At 64.8% G+C, this 17,902-nt stretch carries 20 protein-coding genes; 12 read left to right on the forward strand and 8 right to left on the reverse strand.

The features are described from left to right. Positions 1-8: 8 nt before the first annotated feature. The 3 genes from DNK06_RS03950 to DNK06_RS03960 form a co-directional block, all read right to left on the reverse strand. A complete protein-coding gene (locus DNK06_RS03950; protein ID WP_131178740.1) occupies positions 9-326 on the reverse strand; it encodes a Rieske (2Fe-2S) protein in 318 nt (105 codons plus the stop codon). Positions 327-404: 78 nt separating this feature from the next. Continuing rightward, positions 405-590, reverse strand: a complete 186-nt coding sequence (locus tag DNK06_RS03955; protein WP_242674615.1) for a TonB-dependent receptor — start codon at positions 588-590, stop codon at positions 405-407. Positions 591-654: 64 nt separating this feature from the next. Continuing rightward, the gene (locus DNK06_RS03960) at positions 655-810 is read right to left on the reverse strand and encodes a TonB-dependent receptor plug domain-containing protein (RefSeq protein WP_131178742.1); all 156 of its coding nucleotides are present in this window, start codon (positions 808-810) and stop codon (positions 655-657) included. Positions 811-1,188: 378 nt separating this feature from the next. Here DNK06_RS03960 and DNK06_RS03965 point away from each other — a divergent pair, with 378 nt between their 5' ends. From DNK06_RS03965 to DNK06_RS03985, 5 genes are all read left to right on the forward strand, one after another. Next, positions 1,189-2,259 carry a hemin-degrading factor gene (locus tag DNK06_RS03965; protein ID WP_131178743.1) on the forward strand — a complete coding sequence of 357 codons (1,071 nt, stop codon included), beginning with the start codon at positions 1,189-1,191 and terminating at the stop codon, positions 2,257-2,259. A gap of 101 nt (positions 2,260-2,360) precedes the next feature. Next, entirely contained in the window at positions 2,361-3,248 is an 888-nt protein-coding gene (locus tag DNK06_RS03970; protein WP_131178744.1) for a heme/hemin ABC transporter substrate-binding protein, read from the forward strand. Further along, entirely contained in the window at positions 3,245-4,282 is a 1,038-nt protein-coding gene (locus DNK06_RS03975; RefSeq protein WP_131178745.1) for a FecCD family ABC transporter permease, read from the forward strand. The genes DNK06_RS03970 and DNK06_RS03975 overlap by 4 nt, the downstream gene beginning before the upstream one ends. After that, positions 4,282-5,049 carry a heme ABC transporter ATP-binding protein gene (locus DNK06_RS03980; RefSeq protein ID WP_131178746.1) on the forward strand — a complete coding sequence of 256 codons (768 nt, stop codon included), beginning with the start codon at positions 4,282-4,284 and terminating at the stop codon, positions 5,047-5,049. The genes DNK06_RS03975 and DNK06_RS03980 overlap by 1 nt, the downstream gene beginning before the upstream one ends. 9 nt (positions 5,050-5,058) lie before the next feature. Next, positions 5,059-5,943 (forward strand): ChaN family lipoprotein, encoded by an 885-nt coding sequence (locus DNK06_RS03985; RefSeq protein ID WP_131178747.1) that lies wholly within the window; start codon positions 5,059-5,061, stop codon positions 5,941-5,943. A gap of 158 nt (positions 5,944-6,101) precedes the next feature. On the opposite strand, the gene DNK06_RS03990 is transcribed toward DNK06_RS03985, so the two are convergent. Beyond that, on the reverse strand, positions 6,102-7,118 hold the full coding sequence (locus tag DNK06_RS03990) for a zinc-binding alcohol dehydrogenase family protein (protein ID WP_131178748.1): 1,017 nt from the start codon (positions 7,116-7,118) through the stop codon (positions 6,102-6,104). 110 nt (positions 7,119-7,228) lie between these two features. On the opposite strand from DNK06_RS03990, the gene DNK06_RS03995 reads away from it, so the two are divergent. From DNK06_RS03995 to DNK06_RS04020, 6 genes are all read left to right on the forward strand, one after another. Next, a complete protein-coding gene (locus DNK06_RS03995) occupies positions 7,229-8,146 on the forward strand; it encodes a LysR family transcriptional regulator (protein ID WP_131178749.1) in 918 nt (305 codons plus the stop codon). Positions 8,147-8,203: 57 nt separating this feature from the next. Next, positions 8,204-8,593: a DUF2946 domain-containing protein gene (locus DNK06_RS04000; protein WP_131178750.1), complete on the forward strand. Its 390-nt coding sequence runs from the start codon at positions 8,204-8,206 to the stop codon at positions 8,591-8,593. 76 nt (positions 8,594-8,669) lie between these two features. Then, the gene (locus DNK06_RS04005; RefSeq protein ID WP_131178751.1) at positions 8,670-10,034 is read left to right on the forward strand and encodes a PepSY-associated TM helix domain-containing protein; all 1,365 of its coding nucleotides are present in this window, start codon (positions 8,670-8,672) and stop codon (positions 10,032-10,034) included. A gap of 61 nt (positions 10,035-10,095) precedes the next feature. Further along, on the forward strand, positions 10,096-10,566 hold the full coding sequence (locus DNK06_RS04010) for a copper chaperone PCu(A)C (protein WP_131178752.1): 471 nt from the start codon (positions 10,096-10,098) through the stop codon (positions 10,564-10,566). Between the two features lie 78 nt (positions 10,567-10,644). Further along, complete coding sequence (locus DNK06_RS04015; RefSeq protein WP_131178753.1) at positions 10,645-11,574, forward strand: LysR substrate-binding domain-containing protein; 930 nt, start codon at positions 10,645-10,647, stop codon at positions 11,572-11,574. Between the two features lie 84 nt (positions 11,575-11,658). Continuing rightward, positions 11,659-12,549 carry an alpha/beta fold hydrolase gene (locus DNK06_RS04020; protein ID WP_131178754.1) on the forward strand — a complete coding sequence of 297 codons (891 nt, stop codon included), beginning with the start codon at positions 11,659-11,661 and terminating at the stop codon, positions 12,547-12,549. Positions 12,550-12,655: 106 nt separating this feature from the next. Here the strand turns inward: DNK06_RS04020 and leuD are convergent, their stop codons facing one another. The 3 genes from leuD to DNK06_RS04035 all read right to left on the reverse strand — a co-directional run bounded on the left by leuD (position 12,656) and on the right by DNK06_RS04035 (position 15,841). Continuing rightward, a complete protein-coding gene (gene leuD, locus DNK06_RS04025; protein WP_131178755.1) occupies positions 12,656-13,264 on the reverse strand; it encodes a 3-isopropylmalate dehydratase small subunit in 609 nt (202 codons plus the stop codon). A 14-nt stretch (positions 13,265-13,278) separates the two neighbouring features. Next, positions 13,279-14,688: a 3-isopropylmalate dehydratase large subunit gene (gene leuC / locus DNK06_RS04030; RefSeq protein ID WP_131178756.1), complete on the reverse strand. Its 1,410-nt coding sequence runs from the start codon at positions 14,686-14,688 to the stop codon at positions 13,279-13,281. A 205-nt stretch (positions 14,689-14,893) separates the two neighbouring features. Continuing rightward, positions 14,894-15,841 carry an adenosine deaminase gene (locus DNK06_RS04035; protein ID WP_131178757.1) on the reverse strand — a complete coding sequence of 316 codons (948 nt, stop codon included), beginning with the start codon at positions 15,839-15,841 and terminating at the stop codon, positions 14,894-14,896. 155 nt (positions 15,842-15,996) lie between these two features. Between DNK06_RS04035 and DNK06_RS04040 the strand changes: the two genes are divergently transcribed. After that, entirely contained in the window at positions 15,997-17,091 is a 1,095-nt protein-coding gene (locus tag DNK06_RS04040) for a calcium:cation antiporter (protein WP_131178758.1), read from the forward strand. Between the two features lie 77 nt (positions 17,092-17,168). Here the strand turns inward: DNK06_RS04040 and DNK06_RS04045 are convergent, their stop codons facing one another. Then, positions 17,169-17,855 (reverse strand): SDR family oxidoreductase, encoded by a 687-nt coding sequence (locus DNK06_RS04045; RefSeq protein ID WP_131178759.1) that lies wholly within the window; start codon positions 17,853-17,855, stop codon positions 17,169-17,171. Positions 17,856-17,902 lie beyond the last annotated feature (47 nt).

The raw sequence follows: 17,902 nt of genomic DNA on the forward strand, positions 1-17,902 counted from the left end.
GGTTTTGACTACAGATCGACCCAGATTCCGTCACTCGCCTCTCGGCTGTCGATGACCTGCAGGGCATCGCCTTCGCAAGGGCCGGCCACGCACTCGCCGGACTCGATCAGAAACAGCGCGCCATGCCGGGCACATTGAATCAGGCTGGCGCTGGGGTCGAGAAACTGGTCAGCCTGCCATTCCAGTGGCACGCCACGATGTGGGCAGCGATTGCGGTACACGAACACCTCACCATCCTTGCGAACGGCGAACAATTGCGTACCTCCAACGGAAAAGCCCCGGCTTTGAGCTTCTGGAAGCTCATCCGGGGCGCATAGACGAATCATCGAAGTCTCCAGGCCTGAGCGGGGGATTATCCCGTATCGGCCTGGCGATGGAAGAGGGGGCGCGTCCTTGCGCGAAATCTAGAACTGCCAGGAAGCGGACACGCGGAAATTGCGTCCGGCTTCGCTGTAGTAATCCTCTGGTTGGCTCAAGGTGTCGATGGACACTGCGTTCCAGTACTTCTTGTCGAGCAGGTTGAACGGGCCGGCCTGCAACTTCACACCATCGAGCGCTACGGGTTGCCAGTAGCCGGTGAGGTCGAGCACACCGTAGCCGGGTGCCTTGAAGTCGGTGTCGGACTCTACCTTGTGCCAAATGCCTTGCCGTCGGCTAGCAGGTCATCAGCGTCCGCAGTTGCAGGGCGCCGCCAAGAGCTCCGGAGCCTATCTGGCTGGAGTTCGCGCCGCGCGATACGTCGATAGCCGAAAGGCTGTTGAAGTCGATCGAGTCGAGCCCGCCCGATACGCCCCGTACCGCATCGTTCAACTACGGCATCCGTCGACGTCGTGGTGGGGAGGGGTTGTTCGATCGCTGTATCGACGACGTTCGTGCTGTCGAGTTCGGTAGTCGTGTTGCCGATGCTCTGGGCCATGGCCAGAGAGGGGCTCAGAAGCAGCAGCGCCATCCATGGTCGCAGGGGAAAGGGAGGTATGCTCTCCGCGCAGTGGCTCTTGATGGCCTGATTGGCGGAGCGGACGTTAAATTACTTTATTTGGTTAATGCAAATCATTATCACTGATATTGGGTTTTTATTCTCATTGGTTTAATCTCGTCAGTCTTGGTGCGTTGCGTTCTCAACCCCTCTGAGGGCTGACGTTTGTCCCTGCCACTCGCTACGCCAGGCCGTGATCCTGAAGGAATAGCATGATGTCCGATCCTCTTTCCGCTCGTGCTCCGAGCCCCTTGTACTTGAGCTGGCAAGTGCTGCGCGGCGAGCAGCCGCACCTGCGTGCCCGCGATGCCGCAGCGCAGTTGGGCGTCAGTGAGGCCGAGCTGACCGCCAGCCGTCTGGGCGTGGACACTGTGCGCCTGCGTCCGGAGTGGGCGGCGCTATTACCGGCGCTCGGCGAGCTCGGGCATGTCATGGCCCTGACCCGCAACGAGTCCTGCGTGCACGAGCGCAAGGGCGTTTACCGCGATGTGACGGTGACCGCCAATGGCCAGATGGGCCTGGTGGTCTCGGCGGATATCGACCTGCGTCTGTTTCTCGGTGGCTGGGCCAGCGTGTTCGCTGTCGAGGAGCAGAGCCCGCGTGGGGTGATGCGTAGCTTCCAGGTTTTCGACTTTCAGGGTGTGGCGGTGCACAAGGTGTACCTCACCGAGCAGAGCGAGCTGGCGGCCTGGGAACCCTTGGTTGCACGCTTCCGTGACGCGCAGCAGAGCGCTGAGCTGGAGCTGAAACCCCAGCCGCAGCCGACGGTGCAGCGTGCGGACGAACAGATCGATGCCAGCGCCCTGCGCGTTGGTTGGTCGACGCTCAAGGATACCCACCATTTCTTCGCCTTGCTGAAGACCCACGGTGCAACCCGCACCCAGGCGCTGCGCCTGGCAGGCAGCGAGTGGGCCGAGGCGCTGGCGCCCGGCGCCTTGCCTGGGCTGTTCGAGCGCGCTGCAACTGCCGAGGTGCCGATCATGGTGTTCGTTGGCAACCGGCACTGCATCCAGATCCACACCGGCCCGGTGAGCAACCTGCGCTGGATGGATACCTGGTTCAACGTACTGGATCCGCAGTTCAACCTGCACCTCAAGGCCAACGACATCCATGAGCTGTGGCGGGTGCGCAAGCCGAGCAGCGACGGTGTGATCACCAGTTGGGAAGCCTTCGATGCCCAGGGCGAGCTGATCCTGCAGCTGTTCGGTGCGCGCAAGCCTGGCGTGCCTGAACGCGAGGACTGGCGTCGCCTGGCAGAGGAAACGCCGGCCCTGCAAGCCTGAAAGCACGTGCAACCGCCTTGTCTGCGGCTACACTGCCAGCCTTGGCCACTGATGCCTTGTGGTGGCCCTGATACGAATCCCGTTTTTCTGGAGCCTGATCCATGACCCGCCCCATCGCCGTATTCGCCCTGTTCGCCAGCCTGTTGTCGCCGCTGGTGGCGAGTGCCGAAAACCTTCCCCAGCGCTGGGTCAGCGCCGGCGGCTCGCTCAGCGAGTGGGTCGTGGAACTGGGTGGTGAAGGCAGGCTGGTCGGCGTCGACACCACCAGCCTGCACCCGGCATCCCTGCAGAAATTGCCGAGCGTGGGCTACCAGCGCCAGTTGGCCGCCGAGGGCATCCTTGCCCTGCGTCCCGAGGTGCTGCTCGGCACCGAGGAGATGGGCCCACCGCCCGTACTGGCGCAACTGGCGGCGGCAGGCGTGAAGGTCGAAGCCCTGTCGGCTGATGCCGATCTGCAGGTATTGCACGGCAATCTGCAGCGTATCGGTGCACTGCTGGGCGACGAGGCGCGTGCCGAAAGCGTATTCGCCGCATACCAGGCACGGCTGAGCGAGCAGGCCGACTGGGTCGCCAAGGCGCAGGCCGATACCCAGGCGCCGACCGTGTTGCTGCTGCTCGGTCACGCCGGCAGCAGTCCCATGGCGGGCGGGCAGGACACTGCCGCAGCCTGGGTCATCGAGCACGCTGGCGGCAAGAACCTGACGACCCACAATGGCTACAAGGCGCTGTCCACCGAGGCCTTGCTGGCGCTGGATCCCGAGGTGGTGATTTTCGCCGACCGCCGCCTGAGTGGCGACGAGGCCAGGCAGGCGCTGCTCAAGCAGAACCCGGCGCTGGCCTCGACCAAGGCCGGTCGGGCAGGGCGCCTGGTGGCAATCGACCCGACCTTGCTGGTCGGCGGTCTCGGCCCGCGCATTCCCGCTGGCCTCGCCGAGCTTTCAGCGGCCTTCTATCCGGGCCGTACACCGCTCACCCCCGCGACCCCATGAGGCCGGTGATCAGCCCGCGCTCACTGTTTATCGCACTGGGCCTGCTGCTCGCGCTTGCGTTGTGGCTATCCCTGGCGCTGGGGCCCGTCAGCCTGGCGTTGGGCGACACGCTGCGGGCCGCGTTACGCCTGGCGGGTTTGCCACTGGACAGTGAAGGTCTGCAGCAGGCCGAGCTGATTCTCGGCCAGATCCGCATGCCGCGCACGTTGCTGGGCCTTGCCGTCGGGGCGGTGCTGGCGCTGTGTGGCGTGGCGATGCAGGGGCTGTTTCGCAACCCGTTGGCTGATCCCGGCCTGGTCGGGGTGTCCAGCGGTGCGGCGCTCGGCGCGGCTATCGCCATCGTCGGTGGCGCGGCGTTGGGCGGTATTCCCGAGCTGTTCGCGCCCTATCTGCTGTCGCTGTGCGCCTTTCTTGGCGGGCTGGTGGTCACCGCGCTGGTCTACCGCCTGGGTCGGCGCAATGGCCAGACCAGCGTGACCACCATGTTGCTCGCCGGGATCGCCCTCAATGCCCTGGCGTTCGCCTGCATCGGCCTGTTCACCTACCTGGCCGACGATGCCACCTTGCGCACCCTGACCTTCTGGAACCTCGGCAGCCTCAACGGCGCCAGCTACGCGCGGCTGTGGCCCCTGCTGCTGGTGACCCTCGCCGTGGCGCTGTGGTTGCCGCGCCGAGCCCAGGCGCTGAATGCCTTGCTGCTGGGTGAGTCCGAGGCGCGCCATCTGGGCTTCGCGGTCGAGCGGCTGAAGCGCGAACTGGTGTTCTGCACGGCGCTGGGCGTCGGCGCGGCCGTGGCGGCGGCCGGGATGATCGGTTTCATCGGTCTGGTGGTGCCGCATCTGGTACGTCTGCTGGTCGGCCCTGATCACCGCGTGCTGCTACCGGCCTCGGCGTTGGCCGGGGCCAGCCTGTTGCTCCTGGCGGATTTGTTCGCCCGGCTGATTCTGTCGCCGGCCGAGCTGCCCATCGGCATCGTCACCGCATTGATCGGCGCACCGTTCTTTCTTTATCTGCTGCTGCGGGGGCGCACCTGATGCTCAGTGCACACGAGCTGTCGATCCTGCGCGGCGACAAGCAGGTGCTGGCCGATATCGATCTGCAGTTGCAGCCCGGCGAGGTGCTGGGTGTGCTCGGCCCGAACGGTGCCGGCAAGAGTACCCTGCTCGGTGCCCTGTGCGGCGAGTTGGCGGCAGCAACGGGCGAGGTATCGCTTGGCAATCGTCCACTGAGTGATTGGCATGGCGTGGAACGCGCCCGGCGCCTGGCGGTGCTGCCACAGAGTTCGTCGCTGAGCTTCGGCTTTGCGGTTCGCGATGTGGTGGTCATGGGGCGCATGCCACACGACACCGGTCGGGATCGTGATGCGCAGATCGTCCGCGAGGCGCTGCAAGCCGCCGACGCCGAGCACCTGGCCGAACGCAGCTACCTGGAGTTGTCCGGCGGCGAGCGCCAGCGCGTGCATCTGGCGCGGGTGCTGGCGCAGTTGTGGCCGGGCGGCGCCGAGCAGACGCTGCTGCTCGACGAACCGACCTCCATGCTCGACCCCCTGCATCAACACACCACGCTGCAGGCCGTGCGCCGCTTTGCCGAACAAGGCGCGGCGGTGATGGTGATCCTCCATGACCTGAACCTGGCCGCGCGTTATTGCGACCGCCTGCTGTTACTCAACGACGGGCGAACCCATGCCATCGGCCTGCCCGCCGAAGTGCTGCGTGCCGAGCCGCTACAGGCCGTGTTCGGCCTCGAGGTGCTGGTGCAACGGCATCCAGAACGCGGGCATCCGCTTATCGTCGCCCGTTAAGGAGCCAGCATGCGTACCCTTCTGTTGTTTGCCGTGCTGGTGCTTTCCGCCTGTCAAGGTCAGCCTGTGCTGGCACCGCTGCCAGAGTGGCAAAGCCCGCAGGGGCGCGAGCATGCCGAGTTGGGGCAGATCCGGGATTTGCATAGTGGCGAGCGGCTGACACCCGAGCAATTGGTGGCACGCCTGGCTGTGATGCCCCATGTTCTGGTCGGTGAGCAGCACGACAACCCGGATCATCACGCGCTGCAGCTGTGGTTGTTGCGCGCTCTTGAGCAACGTCGTAAGCAGGGGGGCTTGCTGCTGGAGATGCTCGCGTCCGGCCAACAGCCGTTAGCCGATAACGTGGCGCAGCAGATGAGAGAAGGCCGACAGATCGATGATCTGCCCAAGGCGCTGGAGTGGAGCAATGGCTGGCCCTGGACGTTGTATGGGCCGATCGTGCGCCACGGGCTGGCTCAGGATCATGGGCTGAGAGCGGCGAATCTCGACCGCGCCGAGATCATGGCCATCTACCGTGAGCAGCCTGTTCTGCAGGGCCGTGCGTCGACCGCCGCAACGGTGCGTGAGCCGCTGCTGGCGCAGATTCGCGAGTCTCACTGCGACAAGCTGCCGGTCAGCCAGTTACCCGCGATGCTGGCGGTGCAGCAGCAACGTGACCGGCGCATGGCCGAACGCCTGCTGGCCGCGCCGCAGCCAGCGATGCTGTTCGCCGGCGCCTTCCACGTGCGGCGTGACCTGGGTGTGCCGCTGCACCTCAGCGATTTGGGCGCATCCGCTACCGCCCAGGTACTGATCCTCGCCGAGGTGGGCAAGCCGGTGACGGCAGAGCAGGCGGACTATGTGTGGTACACCGCCGCCCTGCCGGCCGAGGATCACTGCGCGCGATTTCAGTAGCCGCGAGCTCTTCGTAGGGTGGACATAAAGATCGCGCGATTGTCGCCGCGCCGTAACCCACCATCGGCGTCACAGCGGATATCGCCTGGTGGATTACGCGACGCGCCACGATGCTTGGCGTCGCTAACCCCCCTAACGTTCGTTGGCTAACCCGGATTTCAGAACCCTTCCAACACGATCTTGCCTTTTGCCTTGCCGCTTTCCAGCAGGGCGTGGGCGCGGCGCAGGTTGTCGGCGTTGATGGTGCCGAAGTGTTCGCCCAGGGTGGTTTTCAGGGTGCCGGCGTCGACCAGATCGGCTACGCGGTCGAGCAGGCGATGCTGTTCGATCATGTCGGCGGTTTCGAACAGCGAGCGGGTGAACATCAGTTCCCAGTGCAGGGAGATGCTCTTGCGCTTGAGTTTCATCACATCCAGCGGTTGCAGCGGATCATCGATCAGCGCCAGGCGGCCTTGCGGGGCCAGTGCTTCGACCAGGGCGTCGTAGTGCAGGTCGGTCTGGGTCAGGCTGGCCACATGGCTGACCTGGGGGATGCCGATACGAACCAGTTCCTCGTTCAGTGGCTTGCTGTGGTCGATCACGTGATGAGCGCCCAGCTCGCGTACCCAGGCCTGGGTTTCTGGCCGTGAAGCAGTGCCGATCACGGTCAGCCCGGTGAGTTGGCGGGCCAGTTGCACCAGCATCGAGCCGACGCCACCCGCCGCGCCGACGATCAGCAGGCTCTGGCCCTGGTCGGCGGTGCCGTCGGCGACCTGCAGACGATCGAACAGCAGCTCCCAGGCGGTGATCGCAGTGAGCGGCATGGCCGCGGCTTCGGCGAAGGGCAGGCTGCGCGGTTTACGGCCGACGATGCGTTCATCGACCAGATGCAGCTCGCTGTTGGCACCCGCGCGATTGATGGCGCCGGCATAGGAAACCTCGTCGCCGACCTTGAACAGGGTTACGTCGCTGCCGACTGCCTTGACCACGCCGGCGGCGTCCCAGCCCAACACCTTGGGCTGACCTCCTTCCGGTGCCACGTTGCGGCGGATCTTGGTGTCCACCGGGTTCACGGAGATGGCCCTGACCTCGACGAGGAGATCCCGTGGCCCTGGCGTTGGTACATCCAGTTGCACGTCCTGCAAGGCTTGCGGGTCATCGATGGGTAGCGACTGGTGATAGGCGACGGCTTTCATGTGAGTGTCCTGTCTGGTGACTGAGATGAACGCAGCTTGCGCCAATCCATTGCCAGGAAAAACCGGATGAAGGTAGAGTCTCTTTCAATATTTTTTTGAAGATCGACGCCATGCTGCGTTTTGACGACCTGCAACTGTTCGTGCGTATCGCCCAGGAAGGCAGCCTGTCTGCCGCAGCGCGCCTGCTCGATATCTCGCCAGCGGTGGCCAGCGCCGGGCTCAAACGGCTGGAGCAGCAGTTGCAGGCGCGGCTATTCGCCCGCTCGACTCGCAGCCTGCGCCTGACCGGCGAGGGCGAAGCCTTTCTGGTGCATGCCCGGCAGGCATTGCAGAGCCTGGAGGCCGGGCGCCAGCAGTTGGCCGGGAGCAAATCCGCCATCAGCGGGCCGCTGCAGCTCTCGGTGCCGTCCGATTTCGGTCGCAATACCTTGCTGCCATGGCTCGATACGTTCATGCAGGCGCATCCGCAGGTACAACTGCGGTTGCTGCTTGGCGACCGGGTCACCGATCTGTTTCGCGAGCCCGTGGATATCGCCCTGCGCTACGGCGCGCCGGAAGACTCGAGCCTGGTGGCGCTGCCTGTGGCACCCGGCAATCGCCGGGTGCTGTGCGCGGCGCCGGCTTATCTGCAGCGGCATGGCGAGCCGCAGCAGATCAGTGATCTGCGCGAGCACAACTGCCTCATCTACATGCTCGGTGGCCGTGCCTACGAGCGTTGGCGCTTTCACGATGCCGACGGCGAGCACAGCCTGCAGGTCGCTGGCGACCGGCTCAGTGACGATGCCGACGTGGTGCGCCGCTGGGCGGTCGCAGGGGCGGGTGTGGTGTACAAGTCCTGGCTCGACGTGGCGGGTGATGTGCACGCCGGGCGCTTGAAGATCCTCTTGCCGCAGGTGCTGGGCGAGCCGACACCGCTCAATCTGATCTGCACCCATCGTGAGCAACTGAGCAAACCGGTGAATCTATTGCGCGAGTTCGTCCAGGCGCGCTGCGCCGAGTTGCTGGCGCAGGCTCCGTGGGGTCGCTAAGCTCTGCGGCAATCCACCGCAGCACCTGATACGCCACAAGCCCTAAAATCGCCGCCCATGAACCTGTCCCGCTCTGATCGCTCGTTGCTCGCCTGGGTGCTGTATTTCAGCGTCCTGTTCAGCGCGTTCGCCTGTGCCATCGGTCACGGACAGATGACCGGCCTGCAACTCAGCGGGATGGACGGCGGCTACTGCGCCCTCGATGCAAGTGGCAGCGGTGCCATGGACATGGGCGGCGTCGATTCCGGCATGCCGATGCCCTCGACGGGATCCGGTTGCCCGTTGTGTTCCACCTTCGTTGCCCTGGCGCTCGCTGCCTTTTTCGGCCTGCTTGGCCTGTTGCCACGCCTGCGCCCGGCAAACCCGCGCCCCAACGCCGAACCCGGCGGGGCCGTGCGCTATCTCTGGCCCTCGGCCAACCCTCGCGCTTCTCCGCTGATCGCCTGACCTCGTTTGGTTGTCGTTGCCTGCTGCGTGTTTTGGCGTTGTGGGCAATTCGCTTACGCACAAGATCGGGTTCCACATGAGAAACGCGACACCCTCGTTCTATAACCTGGCCTGGCGCTGGCATTTCTATGCCGGCCTGTTCGTCATTCCCTTCATGATCATGTTGTCGTTGACCGGCATCATCTACCTGTTCAAGCCACAGCTCGATCAACTGATGTACGCCGATCTGCTGCAAGTGGAGGCCAGCGGCCAATCACTGACAGCCGATGAAATGCTTGGCCGGGTACAGGCGGTCTACCCCCAGGGCAGCGTCAGCCAATACCTGCCGCCGGTGGATGCCGACCATAGCGCGCAGTTCATCGCCGCTGTTGGCGAGCGCACCCGCAATGTATTCGTCGACCCCTACAGCGGCGCCATCCTCGGTACCCAGGATGCCCACGACAATCTGCAGGCGCTGGCCCGTGCGCTGCACGCCGACCTGCTGATCGGCACGCCGGGTGATCGTCTGATCGAACTGGCTGCCGGCTGGGGTGTGGTGCTGGTGGTCTCCGGCCTGTATCTCTGGTGGCCTCGGGGCAACAACAAGGCTGGCGTGCTGTGGCCGCGGCTGTCAGCCCGTGGCCGGCTGTTCTGGCGCGACCTGCATGCCGTCACCGGTTTCTGGGGGGCCTTGTTGCTGCTGTTCATGCTGCTCACCGGCATGACCTGGACGGGGTTCTGGGGCAAGCAGTTCGCCGGAGCCTGGAATCACTTTCCCGCGGCCATGTGGGACGAGGTGCCGACCTCGGATCGCCAGGTCGGTGTACTCAACCAGAGCCACAGGCAGATCGTGCCCTGGGCGCTGGAAAACACACCGATGCCGGTGTCCGATCCCCACGCCGCGCACAACGGCGGTGCCAGGCCGGTCTCCACGGCGACACCGACGGTAAGCTTGCAGGCGGTGGTGGATATCGCCAGCGAGCGAGGCGTGCATCCGGGCTACAGCATCACCTTCCCGACCACCCCGGAGGGCGTCTACACCATCGCGGTGTTCGCCGATGATCCACGTAACGACGCCACGCTGCACATCGACCAGTACAGCGCCGCCGTACTGGCCGATGTACGCTGGCGCGATTACGGCCTGGCGGCCCGCACCGTGGAAAGTGGCGTGATGCTGCACATGGGCAAGCTCTACGGTCTGCCGCATCAGTTGTTCATCTTCGTCGTGTGCCTGCTGATTCTGCTCAGCTCGATCAGCGGCCTGATCATGTGGTGGCGCCGACGGCCCAGCGGCAGCCTCGGCGTGCCGCCGCTGCGCCATGACCTGCCGCGCTGGAAGGTCGGCGTGGCGATCATGATCGGCCTCGGCGTGCTGTTCCCACTCGTGGGTGCTTCCTTGCTGCTGATCTGGGCCCTGGATTTTCTGCTGCTGTCGCGTCTTGCGACACGCCGGCTGGCTTGACCTTTCGTTGCCATGCCCGCGGGTACGGCCTTGTATTCCATTCGATCCACGGAGAATCACCATGTCATTGAAGAAAATCGCGCTGACCACCGCGCTGCTCGCCGCCAGCCTGCTGGCCACTGCTCACGAGTACGACGCTGGCGAGCTGCATATCGACCATCCCTGGTCGCGGGAAATGCCGCCGGTGGCGCCAACCGCCGCGGCCTATTTCGTGGTGCACAACAAGGGTGACCAGGATGATCGCCTGTTGGCCATTGAGACACCGGTGGCTGGCAAGGCGGAGATTCACGAGCATGCCCATGTCGGCGGCATGATGAAGATGCAGCAGGTACCGAATGTGGTGATTCCCGCTGGCGGCGAAGTGAAATTCGCCCCCATGGGCTACCACGTGATGCTGTTCGACCTGAAGCAACAGGCCAGGGATGGGGATCGTTTCCCGCTGACCCTGACCTTCGAAAAGGCCGGGCAGGTGCAGGTCGAGGTGGCGGTGCAGAAGGATGAACCGGCCGCGGCCGAGCATCACCAGCACTGATCGCCGGGCGAGCGCCAGGGTCGCCCTGGCGCCTGCCAGCCGGTATCCTCGGCGTTTACCCAGCCGCGGAGTCGGGTCATGAACAGCTCACGTGATCCCTTCCCTCTGCCCGAGGATTTGCGGGTCTTTCTCACCGTCATGCGCAAGCAGGGCTTCGCCGCCGCGGCGGAGGAGCTCGGCGTGTCTCCCGCCTATGTCAGCAAGCGCATCCAGATACTGGAAGCGACCCTGAAAACCCGCCTGTTGCACCGCACCACACGGCGTGTCGCACTGACCGAGGATGGTGAGCGTACCCTGCGCTGGGCACTGCGCATTCTCGATGATATGGACGCCTTGTTCGACGAGTTGTCCGTCGCTCGGCAGACGCCCCGAGGGTTGCTGCGCATCAGCAGTAGCCTTGGCTTTGGCCGGACGCACCTGGCTCCGGCCATCGCCCGACTGGTGGAGCAGTACCCGGATCTCGACGTGCGCCTGGAGGTATTCGACCGTGTGGTGGATATCGTCGGTGAAGGCTTCGACCTGGAGATTCGCGTGGGCGACGACCTGCCGGGGCAATGCATCGGCCGACGCCTGGCCAGCAACAGCCGGGTGTTGTGCGCCTCGCCCGGGTATCTGCAGCGACGCGGCGTGCCTGCCAGCCTGGAGGCGTTGCAGGAGCATGATTGCCTGGTGATCAAGGAGCGCGACTATCCCTTCGGTATCTGGAATCTGCAGCGTGATGGCGAGACGCACAGCCTGCGCGTCAATGGCCCGCTGTCCTCCAACAGCGGGGAAATCGTCCTGGCCTGGGCATTGGCCGGGCGCGGCATCATGTTGCGCTCGCAGTGGGAGGTGCAACCGCTGCTGCAGAGCGGGGAACTGGTGCAGCTGTTACCCGAGTGCAGCCAGAGCGCCAATGTCTGGGCGGTGTATCCCACGCGCCTGGCCCATTCAGCCAAGTTGCGCGTCTGCGTGGAGTTTCTCGAGCATTACCTGTCGACGCTGCCGGCCTTTGGCCACGCTTCATGAATGGCCACACCACGTTTTGTGCCTTAGTCCCGCGTCCCGGGCAGCCGAGAATGGCGGCAGACCATCTCATAAGGAGACTCAACGATGTTTGCCTCGTTCGAACAGGGCCGCTGCCAGGTCAACGGCATCACCATCCATTACCGCAAGGGCGGCAGTGGCCATGGCTTGCTACTGCTGCACGGGCACCCGCAAACCCACGTGATGTGGCACAAGGTGGCCGACCGGCTGGCTGAGCACTTCACCGTGGTGGCCGCCGACCTGCGTGGTTATGGCGATAGCGACAAGCCGGAGGGTGACGCGCAGCATCTCGCCTATTCCAAGCGGCAGATGGCCCTGGACGGCCTCGAGCTGATGCGTGCGCTGGGTTTCGCCCGGTTCGACGTGCTGGCCCACGACCGAGGCGCGCGGGTCGCCCACCGCCTGGCGCTGGATCATCCCCAGGCGGTGAAGCATCTGATAACCCTGGATATCGCGCCGACCCTGGCGATGTACGCGCAAACCAGCGAGGCGTTCGCCAAGGCCTACTGGCATTGGTTCTTCCTGATTCGTCCGGCGCCATTGCCGGAAACCCTGATCGAAGCCGACCCACAGCTGTATCTACGCAGCGTTATGGGCGCGCGTAGCGCGGGCATGCGGCCTTTTACCGAGCAGGCCTTCGCCGAGTACCTGCGCTGCATGCAGTTGCCCGGAGCCGCCCATGGCGTCTGCGAGGACTACCGCGCCAGCGCCGGCATCGACCTGGAGCATGATCGCGCCGATCTGCAGGCCGGGCGCAGGCTGAGCATGCCGCTGTTGGCCCTGTGGGGTGCCGATGGCACCGTGGGGCATTGCTTCGATCCGCTGCGCGAGTGGCGCCAGGTGGCCGATGACGTGCGTGGCAAGGCCCTGCCGAGCGGCCATTACATCGCTGAAGAAGTCCCGCAGCTGTTGCTCGACGAGGTACTGGCGTTTCTCGGCCCCACCATGGCCGGATAAGCCAACGGGGTATCGTGTGTGGCCCGCCATCCCTGGCGGCCACTCTTAGGGTCGTCGCTGCGTGACCGGGAATGTTCCGTCTGCAGCTCCCTGGCAAGCGCTGGCGTCAGGCCAGCCAGGGGTTTTCCTGCAGATGGCGGCGCTCGAACTGGCGAATCTGTTCGGCGCGTCGCAGGGTGCTGCCGATGGCGTCCAGGCCGTGCAGCAGCGCCTCCTTGCGCAGCGGGTCGATGCTGAACGCCAGGCTGCGGCCGTCGCTGAGGCCGATTCTTTGCGCCGCCAGATCGACCTCGAGGCGGTTGTGCTCGGCCTGACCGACCCACTGGCCGAGCCGGCCCGCTTCGGCGTCGCTCAGGCTGATGGTGAGCACGCCGTTGCGCTGGCAGTTGTCGAAGAAGATTCCGGCGAAACTGCTGCCGATCAGTGCCCGAATACCCAACTGCTTCAAGCCCCAGACCGCGTGTTCACGGCTGGAGCCGCAACCGAAGTTGGGCCCCACCACCAGGAAGCGTGCGTCGCGCCAGGCGGGCTGGTTGAGGATGAATTCAGGGTTGAGCTGGCCGTCGGCGAGAAAGCGCAGGTCGAAGAACAGGCCGCGATCCAGACCCTGGCGGTCGATGCCCTTGAGAAACTGCTTGGGCATGATCACATCGGTGTCGACGTTGGCGGCGAGAAAAGGGGCGGCTGTGCCGCTGACAGTGGTGAAGGGCTGCATGCTGGCCTCGCGAATCAGAGGGAACGAAGGTCGGTCAGGTGCCCGGCGATGGCTGCCGCGGCGACCATCGCCGGGCTCATCAGGTGGGTGCGCGCACCGGCGCCCTGACGGCCTTCGAAATTGCGGTTGGTGCTCGACGCGCAACGGTTGCCGGTCTGCAGCACGTCATCGTTCATCGCCAGGCACATCGAGCAGCCTGACTGACGCCACTCGAAACCGGCGTCGCGGAAAATCTGCGCCAGGCCCTCGGCTTCGGCCTGGTCGCGCACGGCGGTGGAGCCGGGCACGATCATGGCGCGTACATGGCTGGCGACCTTGCGCTGCCTGACAACCTCGGCGACCTGGCGCAGGTCTTCGATACGGGCATTGGTGCAGGAGCCGATAAAGGCATGGTCGATGGGGACGCCCTTGAGTGGCTGACCCGGCTCCAGGCCCATGTAGGCGAGTGCGCGCTGCAGGTCACGGCGCAGGATCAGGTCAGGCTGCTGTAGCGGATCCGGTACGCAACCGTCGATGGGCGCGGCCTGATCCGGGCTGGTGCCCCAGGTGACCATGGGCTGCAACTGGCTGGCATCGATCCGCACTTCACGGTCGAACTGCGCCTCGGGGTCGCTGCGCAAGTGCCGCCAGCGCGCTACGGCCTGTTCCCACAACGCGCCCCTGGGCGCCCGTGGCTTGTCCCGAAGGTAGGCGAACACCTTGTCGTCCGGCGCCATGAAGGCGCCCCGGGCGCCGGCTTCGACCGCCATGTTGCAGATGGTCATGCGGGCTTCGACGCTGAGCGCATCGATGCCCGGGCCGCAGAATTCGATGGCGTAGCCGGTCGCGCCGGCCGCGCCGATCCGTTCGATCAGGGCCATGATGATGTCCTTGGACGCCACCCCTGGGCCCAGCTCGCCGGTGACGGTCACGCGCATGCTTTTCAGGCGTTTGTAGACCAGGGTCTGGGAGGCCAGCAGATGCTCGATTTCCGAGGTGCCGATACCGAAGCCGAAGGCGCCCAGGGCGCCGTAGGTGGTGGTGTGGCTATCGCCAGCGGCGACCACCATACCGGGCAGGATGAAGCCCTGTTCGGGCGCGACCACGTGTTCGATGCCTTGGCGCTTGTCCAGCACATCGAACAGCTCGATGGCGAAATCGCGACAGTTCTCGGCCAGGTAGGCGACCTGGCGTGCGCCACCGGCATCCGGCATGGCGGCCACCCGGTTAGGGGCGGTGGGGTTGACGTGGTCGACCACTGCCAGGGCCGTCGCCGGGCGCCACACCGGCCGGGTGGCCTCGCGCAGGCCGCTGAAGGCCTGGGGGCTGGTGTATTCGTTGAGTACCTGGCGGTCGATGTACAGCAGCACGTGGCCGGCATCGTCCAGCGTGCACACGGTATGGGAATCTATGTGTTTGTCGTAGAGGGTCTTGGCGCGACTCATGGTCTAGGGCTCGCTTGACGTTATTCGGGGCGGAGCCACCCACCGGGCGGCTCCTGCAACGCCTGCTACGACCGCCTGCCATACGCGGGCGGCGCGCAGCGGGCGCCCGAACCCAGGATAGGGCGCCCCCGTCAGCCATCAATGAGCCAAGCGTGAAGCCTGGCAACACGATTCGTGTATCGACGCGCCGAAGCGTCGGCAGGGCCTACGCCAGCCGTGCCTCCAGGCTGTTCTGCGCCAGGCGCCGGGCCTGATCTTCGCTCATGCCCAGGCCCTGGTGCAGGGCGGCGAAGTTTTCGCTGACGTAGCCGCCGAAGTAGGCCGGGTCGTCGGAGTTGACCGTGACCTTCACGCCGCGCTCGAGCATGGCGAGGATATTGTGCTGGCCCATGTGCTCGAACACGCAGAGCTTGGTGTTGGACAGCGGGCACACGGTCAGCGGGATCTGTTCGTCGATGATGCGCTGCATCAGGCGTTCGTCTTCGCTGGCGCGCACGCCGTGGTCGATGCGTTCGATCTTGAGCAGATCCAGGGCTTCCCAGATGTATTCCGGTGGGCCTTCCTCGCCGGCGTGGGCGACGGTCAACAGGCCCTCGCTGCGGGCCTTGTCGAACACACGCTGGAACAGCCGCGGCGGAAAGCCTTGCTCGGAACTGTCCAGGCCCACGGCGATAAAGGCGTCGCGAAACGGCATGGCCTGTTCCAGGGTCTTGAATGCCTGTTCTTCGGGCAGGTGGCGGAGGAAGCTGAGGATCAGGCCGTGGCTGATGCCCAGCTGTTTCTCGCCATCGTCCAACGCCTGTTTGATGCCACGCAGCACCACCTCGAAGGGAATGCCGCGGTCGGTGTGGGTCTGTGGGTCGAAGAAGGGTTCGGTATGGATGACGTTCTGCGCCTTGCACTTGAGCAGGTAGGCCCAGGTCAGGTCGTAGAAGTCCTGCTCGGTGCGCAGCACGTCGGCGCCCTGGTAGTAGAGGTCGAGGAATTCCTGCAGGTTGTTGAAGGCATAGGCTGCGCGCAGCGCCTCGACATCGTTCCAGGGCAGGGCGATGCCATTGCGTTCGGCCAGGGCGAACAGCAGCTCGGGCTCCAGGGAGCCTTCGAGGTGCAGGTGCAGTTCGGCCTTGGGCAGGGCGTTGAGCCAGTCGTACATGGGGGCAATCTCGTTCATCGGGCTTGGCCGGGAAGTTTAACCGCATGCAACCAGGCATGCGGCATCGAGAGCCTGGGCGGTATCGCGTGGGAATTATTTACAGCATGTTGCAGTCGGAGCAGGATCGATGCGCTCCTCCATGAAAGGAATCGTCCATGTTGAACGCCATCAAGCAGGAATACTGGCTGCTACTGGCCGTGCTCGCCGCTGTCATCGCCTTGCCGATGGAACATGCGTTGCTCGGTCATGGCCAGGGTATTGCGCTGGCCGGCGCGGTGGCGCTGATCGCCGCCATCGTCTGCGCTTCGCTGCGTGTGGCCCACCACGCCGAGCAGTTGGCGGAGCGGGTCGGCGACCCATACGGCACCATGATCCTCACGCTTTCGGCGGTGCTGGTGGAGGTGGTGATCCTGGCGATCATGATGAGCAACCAGGCGTCGCCGACCCTGGTGCGCGACACCATCTACTCGGCGGTGATGCTCGATATCAACGGTATTCTCGGTCTGGCCGCGCTGATGGGTGGGCTCAAACATGGCGAGCAGTCCTATAACGACGACTCCGCGCGCAGCTACAGCGTGATGATCCTCACTGCCATGGGGATTTCGATGGTGGTGCCCGAGTTCATTCCCGAGTCGGACTGGAAGGTGTATTCGGCCTTCACCATTGTCGCCATGCTGGTGTTGTACGCCGTGTTCCTGCGCATGCAGGTTGGTCCGCACAGTTACTTCTTCAGCTACAGCTATCCGGAGAAAAAGAGCCGGGGCGGCGCTGTGCAGGCGGCCAGTGCGCCACAGGTCAACGTGGCGTGGTCAGTGGGCGTGCTGGTCTTTGGCGTCGTGGTCATCGGCGTGCTTGCCGAAGTAATGTCGCAGGCTCTGGATGTCGGCCTCGAAGGTAGCGGTGCCCCGCCAGTGCTCACGGCCATCGTGGTGGCGGGGATTTCCGCCGCACCGGAAATTCTCACTGCGTTGCGTGCGGCCCTGGCCAACCGTATGCAGTCGGTGGTCAACATCGCCCTCGGCGCGTCGCTGTCGACGGTGATCCTCACCGTGCCGGTGATGGAAGCCATGGCGCTGTACAGCGGTCAGCCGTTCCAGATGGCCATGACCCCGGTACAGACGGTGATGGTGTTCATCACCCTGATCGTCTGCGCGATCAATCTCAATGATGGCGAAACCAATGCCATCGAGGGCATGACCCATTTCGTGCTGTTCGCCACGTTCATCATGCTGGCGATGCTCGGGCTGTAACCACGACCATTCTGGTAGGAGTCGGCTTGCCGGCGATAGCAACCTGGGTGGCTGCGCTGTTTGTGGACTGACCTCGGTTACCAGGCGATAGGGTTGCCCTGGTAGTCAACAAAATGGTGACCCCCGCGCCCGGCATGGCGCTCAACCTGCTCGATCAGGCCGCGGCAGCTGTCGATCACTTCGACCGTGGCGCCATCGCCTCCCATATCGGTCTTTACCCAGCCCGGGTGCAGCGACAGCACCGTCGGGCGCGGCTCCGGCAATTCGCAGACGAAGCTGTTGGTCAGCGAGTTGAGCGCTGCCTTGCTGGCCTTGTACAGCGCCAGGTTGTTGCCTTCCGGATTCGCCACGCTGCCCAGCCCTGAACTCATGAACGCCAGCACCCCGGTATGCGGCCGCAATTGTCCGACCAGGCGTTCGGCCAGGCGAATCGGCGCCACCACGTTGGTCAGGAACAGCTGGCCCAGCTCCTCGGCAGTGGCGGCCGCAGCGGATTGGTGGGCCGGGCCGAGAATACCGGCGTTGACGAACAGCAGATCGAATGCCTGACCGCCCAGGCGTTTCACCAGATTCTGTAGTGCCGTGTTGTCGTCGATATCCAGTGACTCGATGCGCACGCCCTCCAGTGCCTGCAGATCCGTCGCACGGGTCGGGTCGCGCACGGTGGCGGTGACCTGCCAGCCATCGGCGTGTAGCTGGCGCACCAGGCCCAGGCCGATGCCGCGTGAGGCACCGATGATCAGTGCCGTTCTGTTTGATGGCATGGCAAGGCTCCAGTGCTGAGTGGGCCGACAGCTTAGCAATCCATGGC

It is taken from the genome of Phytopseudomonas daroniae, assembly GCF_004327285.1.
Taxonomy (GTDB): domain Bacteria; phylum Pseudomonadota; class Gammaproteobacteria; order Pseudomonadales; family Pseudomonadaceae; genus Aquipseudomonas; species Aquipseudomonas daroniae.

Excerpts from the sequence above, each read along its gene's own strand:
- DNK06_RS03950 (WP_131178740.1), bottom strand. The coding sequence starts at position 326 with ATGATTCGTCTATGCGCCCCGGATGAGCTTCCAGAAGCTCAAAGCCGG.
- DNK06_RS03965 (WP_131178743.1), top strand. The coding sequence starts at position 1,189 with ATGATGTCCGATCCTCTTTCCGCTCGTGCTCCGAGCCCCTTGTACTTG.
- DNK06_RS03970 (WP_131178744.1), top strand. The coding sequence starts at position 2,361 with ATGACCCGCCCCATCGCCGTATTCGCCCTGTTCGCCAGCCTGTTGTCG.
- DNK06_RS03975 (WP_131178745.1), top strand. The coding sequence starts at position 3,245 with ATGAGGCCGGTGATCAGCCCGCGCTCACTGTTTATCGCACTGGGCCTG.
- DNK06_RS03980 (WP_131178746.1), top strand. The coding sequence starts at position 4,282 with ATGCTCAGTGCACACGAGCTGTCGATCCTGCGCGGCGACAAGCAGGTG.
- DNK06_RS03985 (WP_131178747.1), top strand. The coding sequence starts at position 5,059 with ATGCGTACCCTTCTGTTGTTTGCCGTGCTGGTGCTTTCCGCCTGTCAA.
- DNK06_RS03990 (WP_131178748.1), bottom strand. The coding sequence starts at position 7,118 with ATGAAAGCCGTCGCCTATCACCAGTCGCTACCCATCGATGACCCGCAA.
- DNK06_RS03995 (WP_131178749.1), top strand. The coding sequence starts at position 7,229 with ATGCTGCGTTTTGACGACCTGCAACTGTTCGTGCGTATCGCCCAGGAA.
- DNK06_RS04000 (WP_131178750.1), top strand. The coding sequence starts at position 8,204 with ATGAACCTGTCCCGCTCTGATCGCTCGTTGCTCGCCTGGGTGCTGTAT.
- DNK06_RS04005 (WP_131178751.1), top strand. The coding sequence starts at position 8,670 with ATGAGAAACGCGACACCCTCGTTCTATAACCTGGCCTGGCGCTGGCAT.
- DNK06_RS04010 (WP_131178752.1), top strand. The coding sequence starts at position 10,096 with ATGTCATTGAAGAAAATCGCGCTGACCACCGCGCTGCTCGCCGCCAGC.
- DNK06_RS04015 (WP_131178753.1), top strand. The coding sequence starts at position 10,645 with ATGAACAGCTCACGTGATCCCTTCCCTCTGCCCGAGGATTTGCGGGTC.
- DNK06_RS04020 (WP_131178754.1), top strand. The coding sequence starts at position 11,659 with ATGTTTGCCTCGTTCGAACAGGGCCGCTGCCAGGTCAACGGCATCACC.
- leuD (WP_131178755.1), bottom strand. The coding sequence starts at position 13,264 with ATGCAGCCCTTCACCACTGTCAGCGGCACAGCCGCCCCTTTTCTCGCC.
- leuC (WP_131178756.1), bottom strand. The coding sequence starts at position 14,688 with ATGAGTCGCGCCAAGACCCTCTACGACAAACACATAGATTCCCATACC.
- DNK06_RS04035 (WP_131178757.1), bottom strand. The coding sequence starts at position 15,841 with ATGTACGACTGGCTCAACGCCCTGCCCAAGGCCGAACTGCACCTGCAC.
- DNK06_RS04040 (WP_131178758.1), top strand. The coding sequence starts at position 15,997 with ATGTTGAACGCCATCAAGCAGGAATACTGGCTGCTACTGGCCGTGCTC.
- DNK06_RS04045 (WP_131178759.1), bottom strand. The coding sequence starts at position 17,855 with ATGCCATCAAACAGAACGGCACTGATCATCGGTGCCTCACGCGGCATC.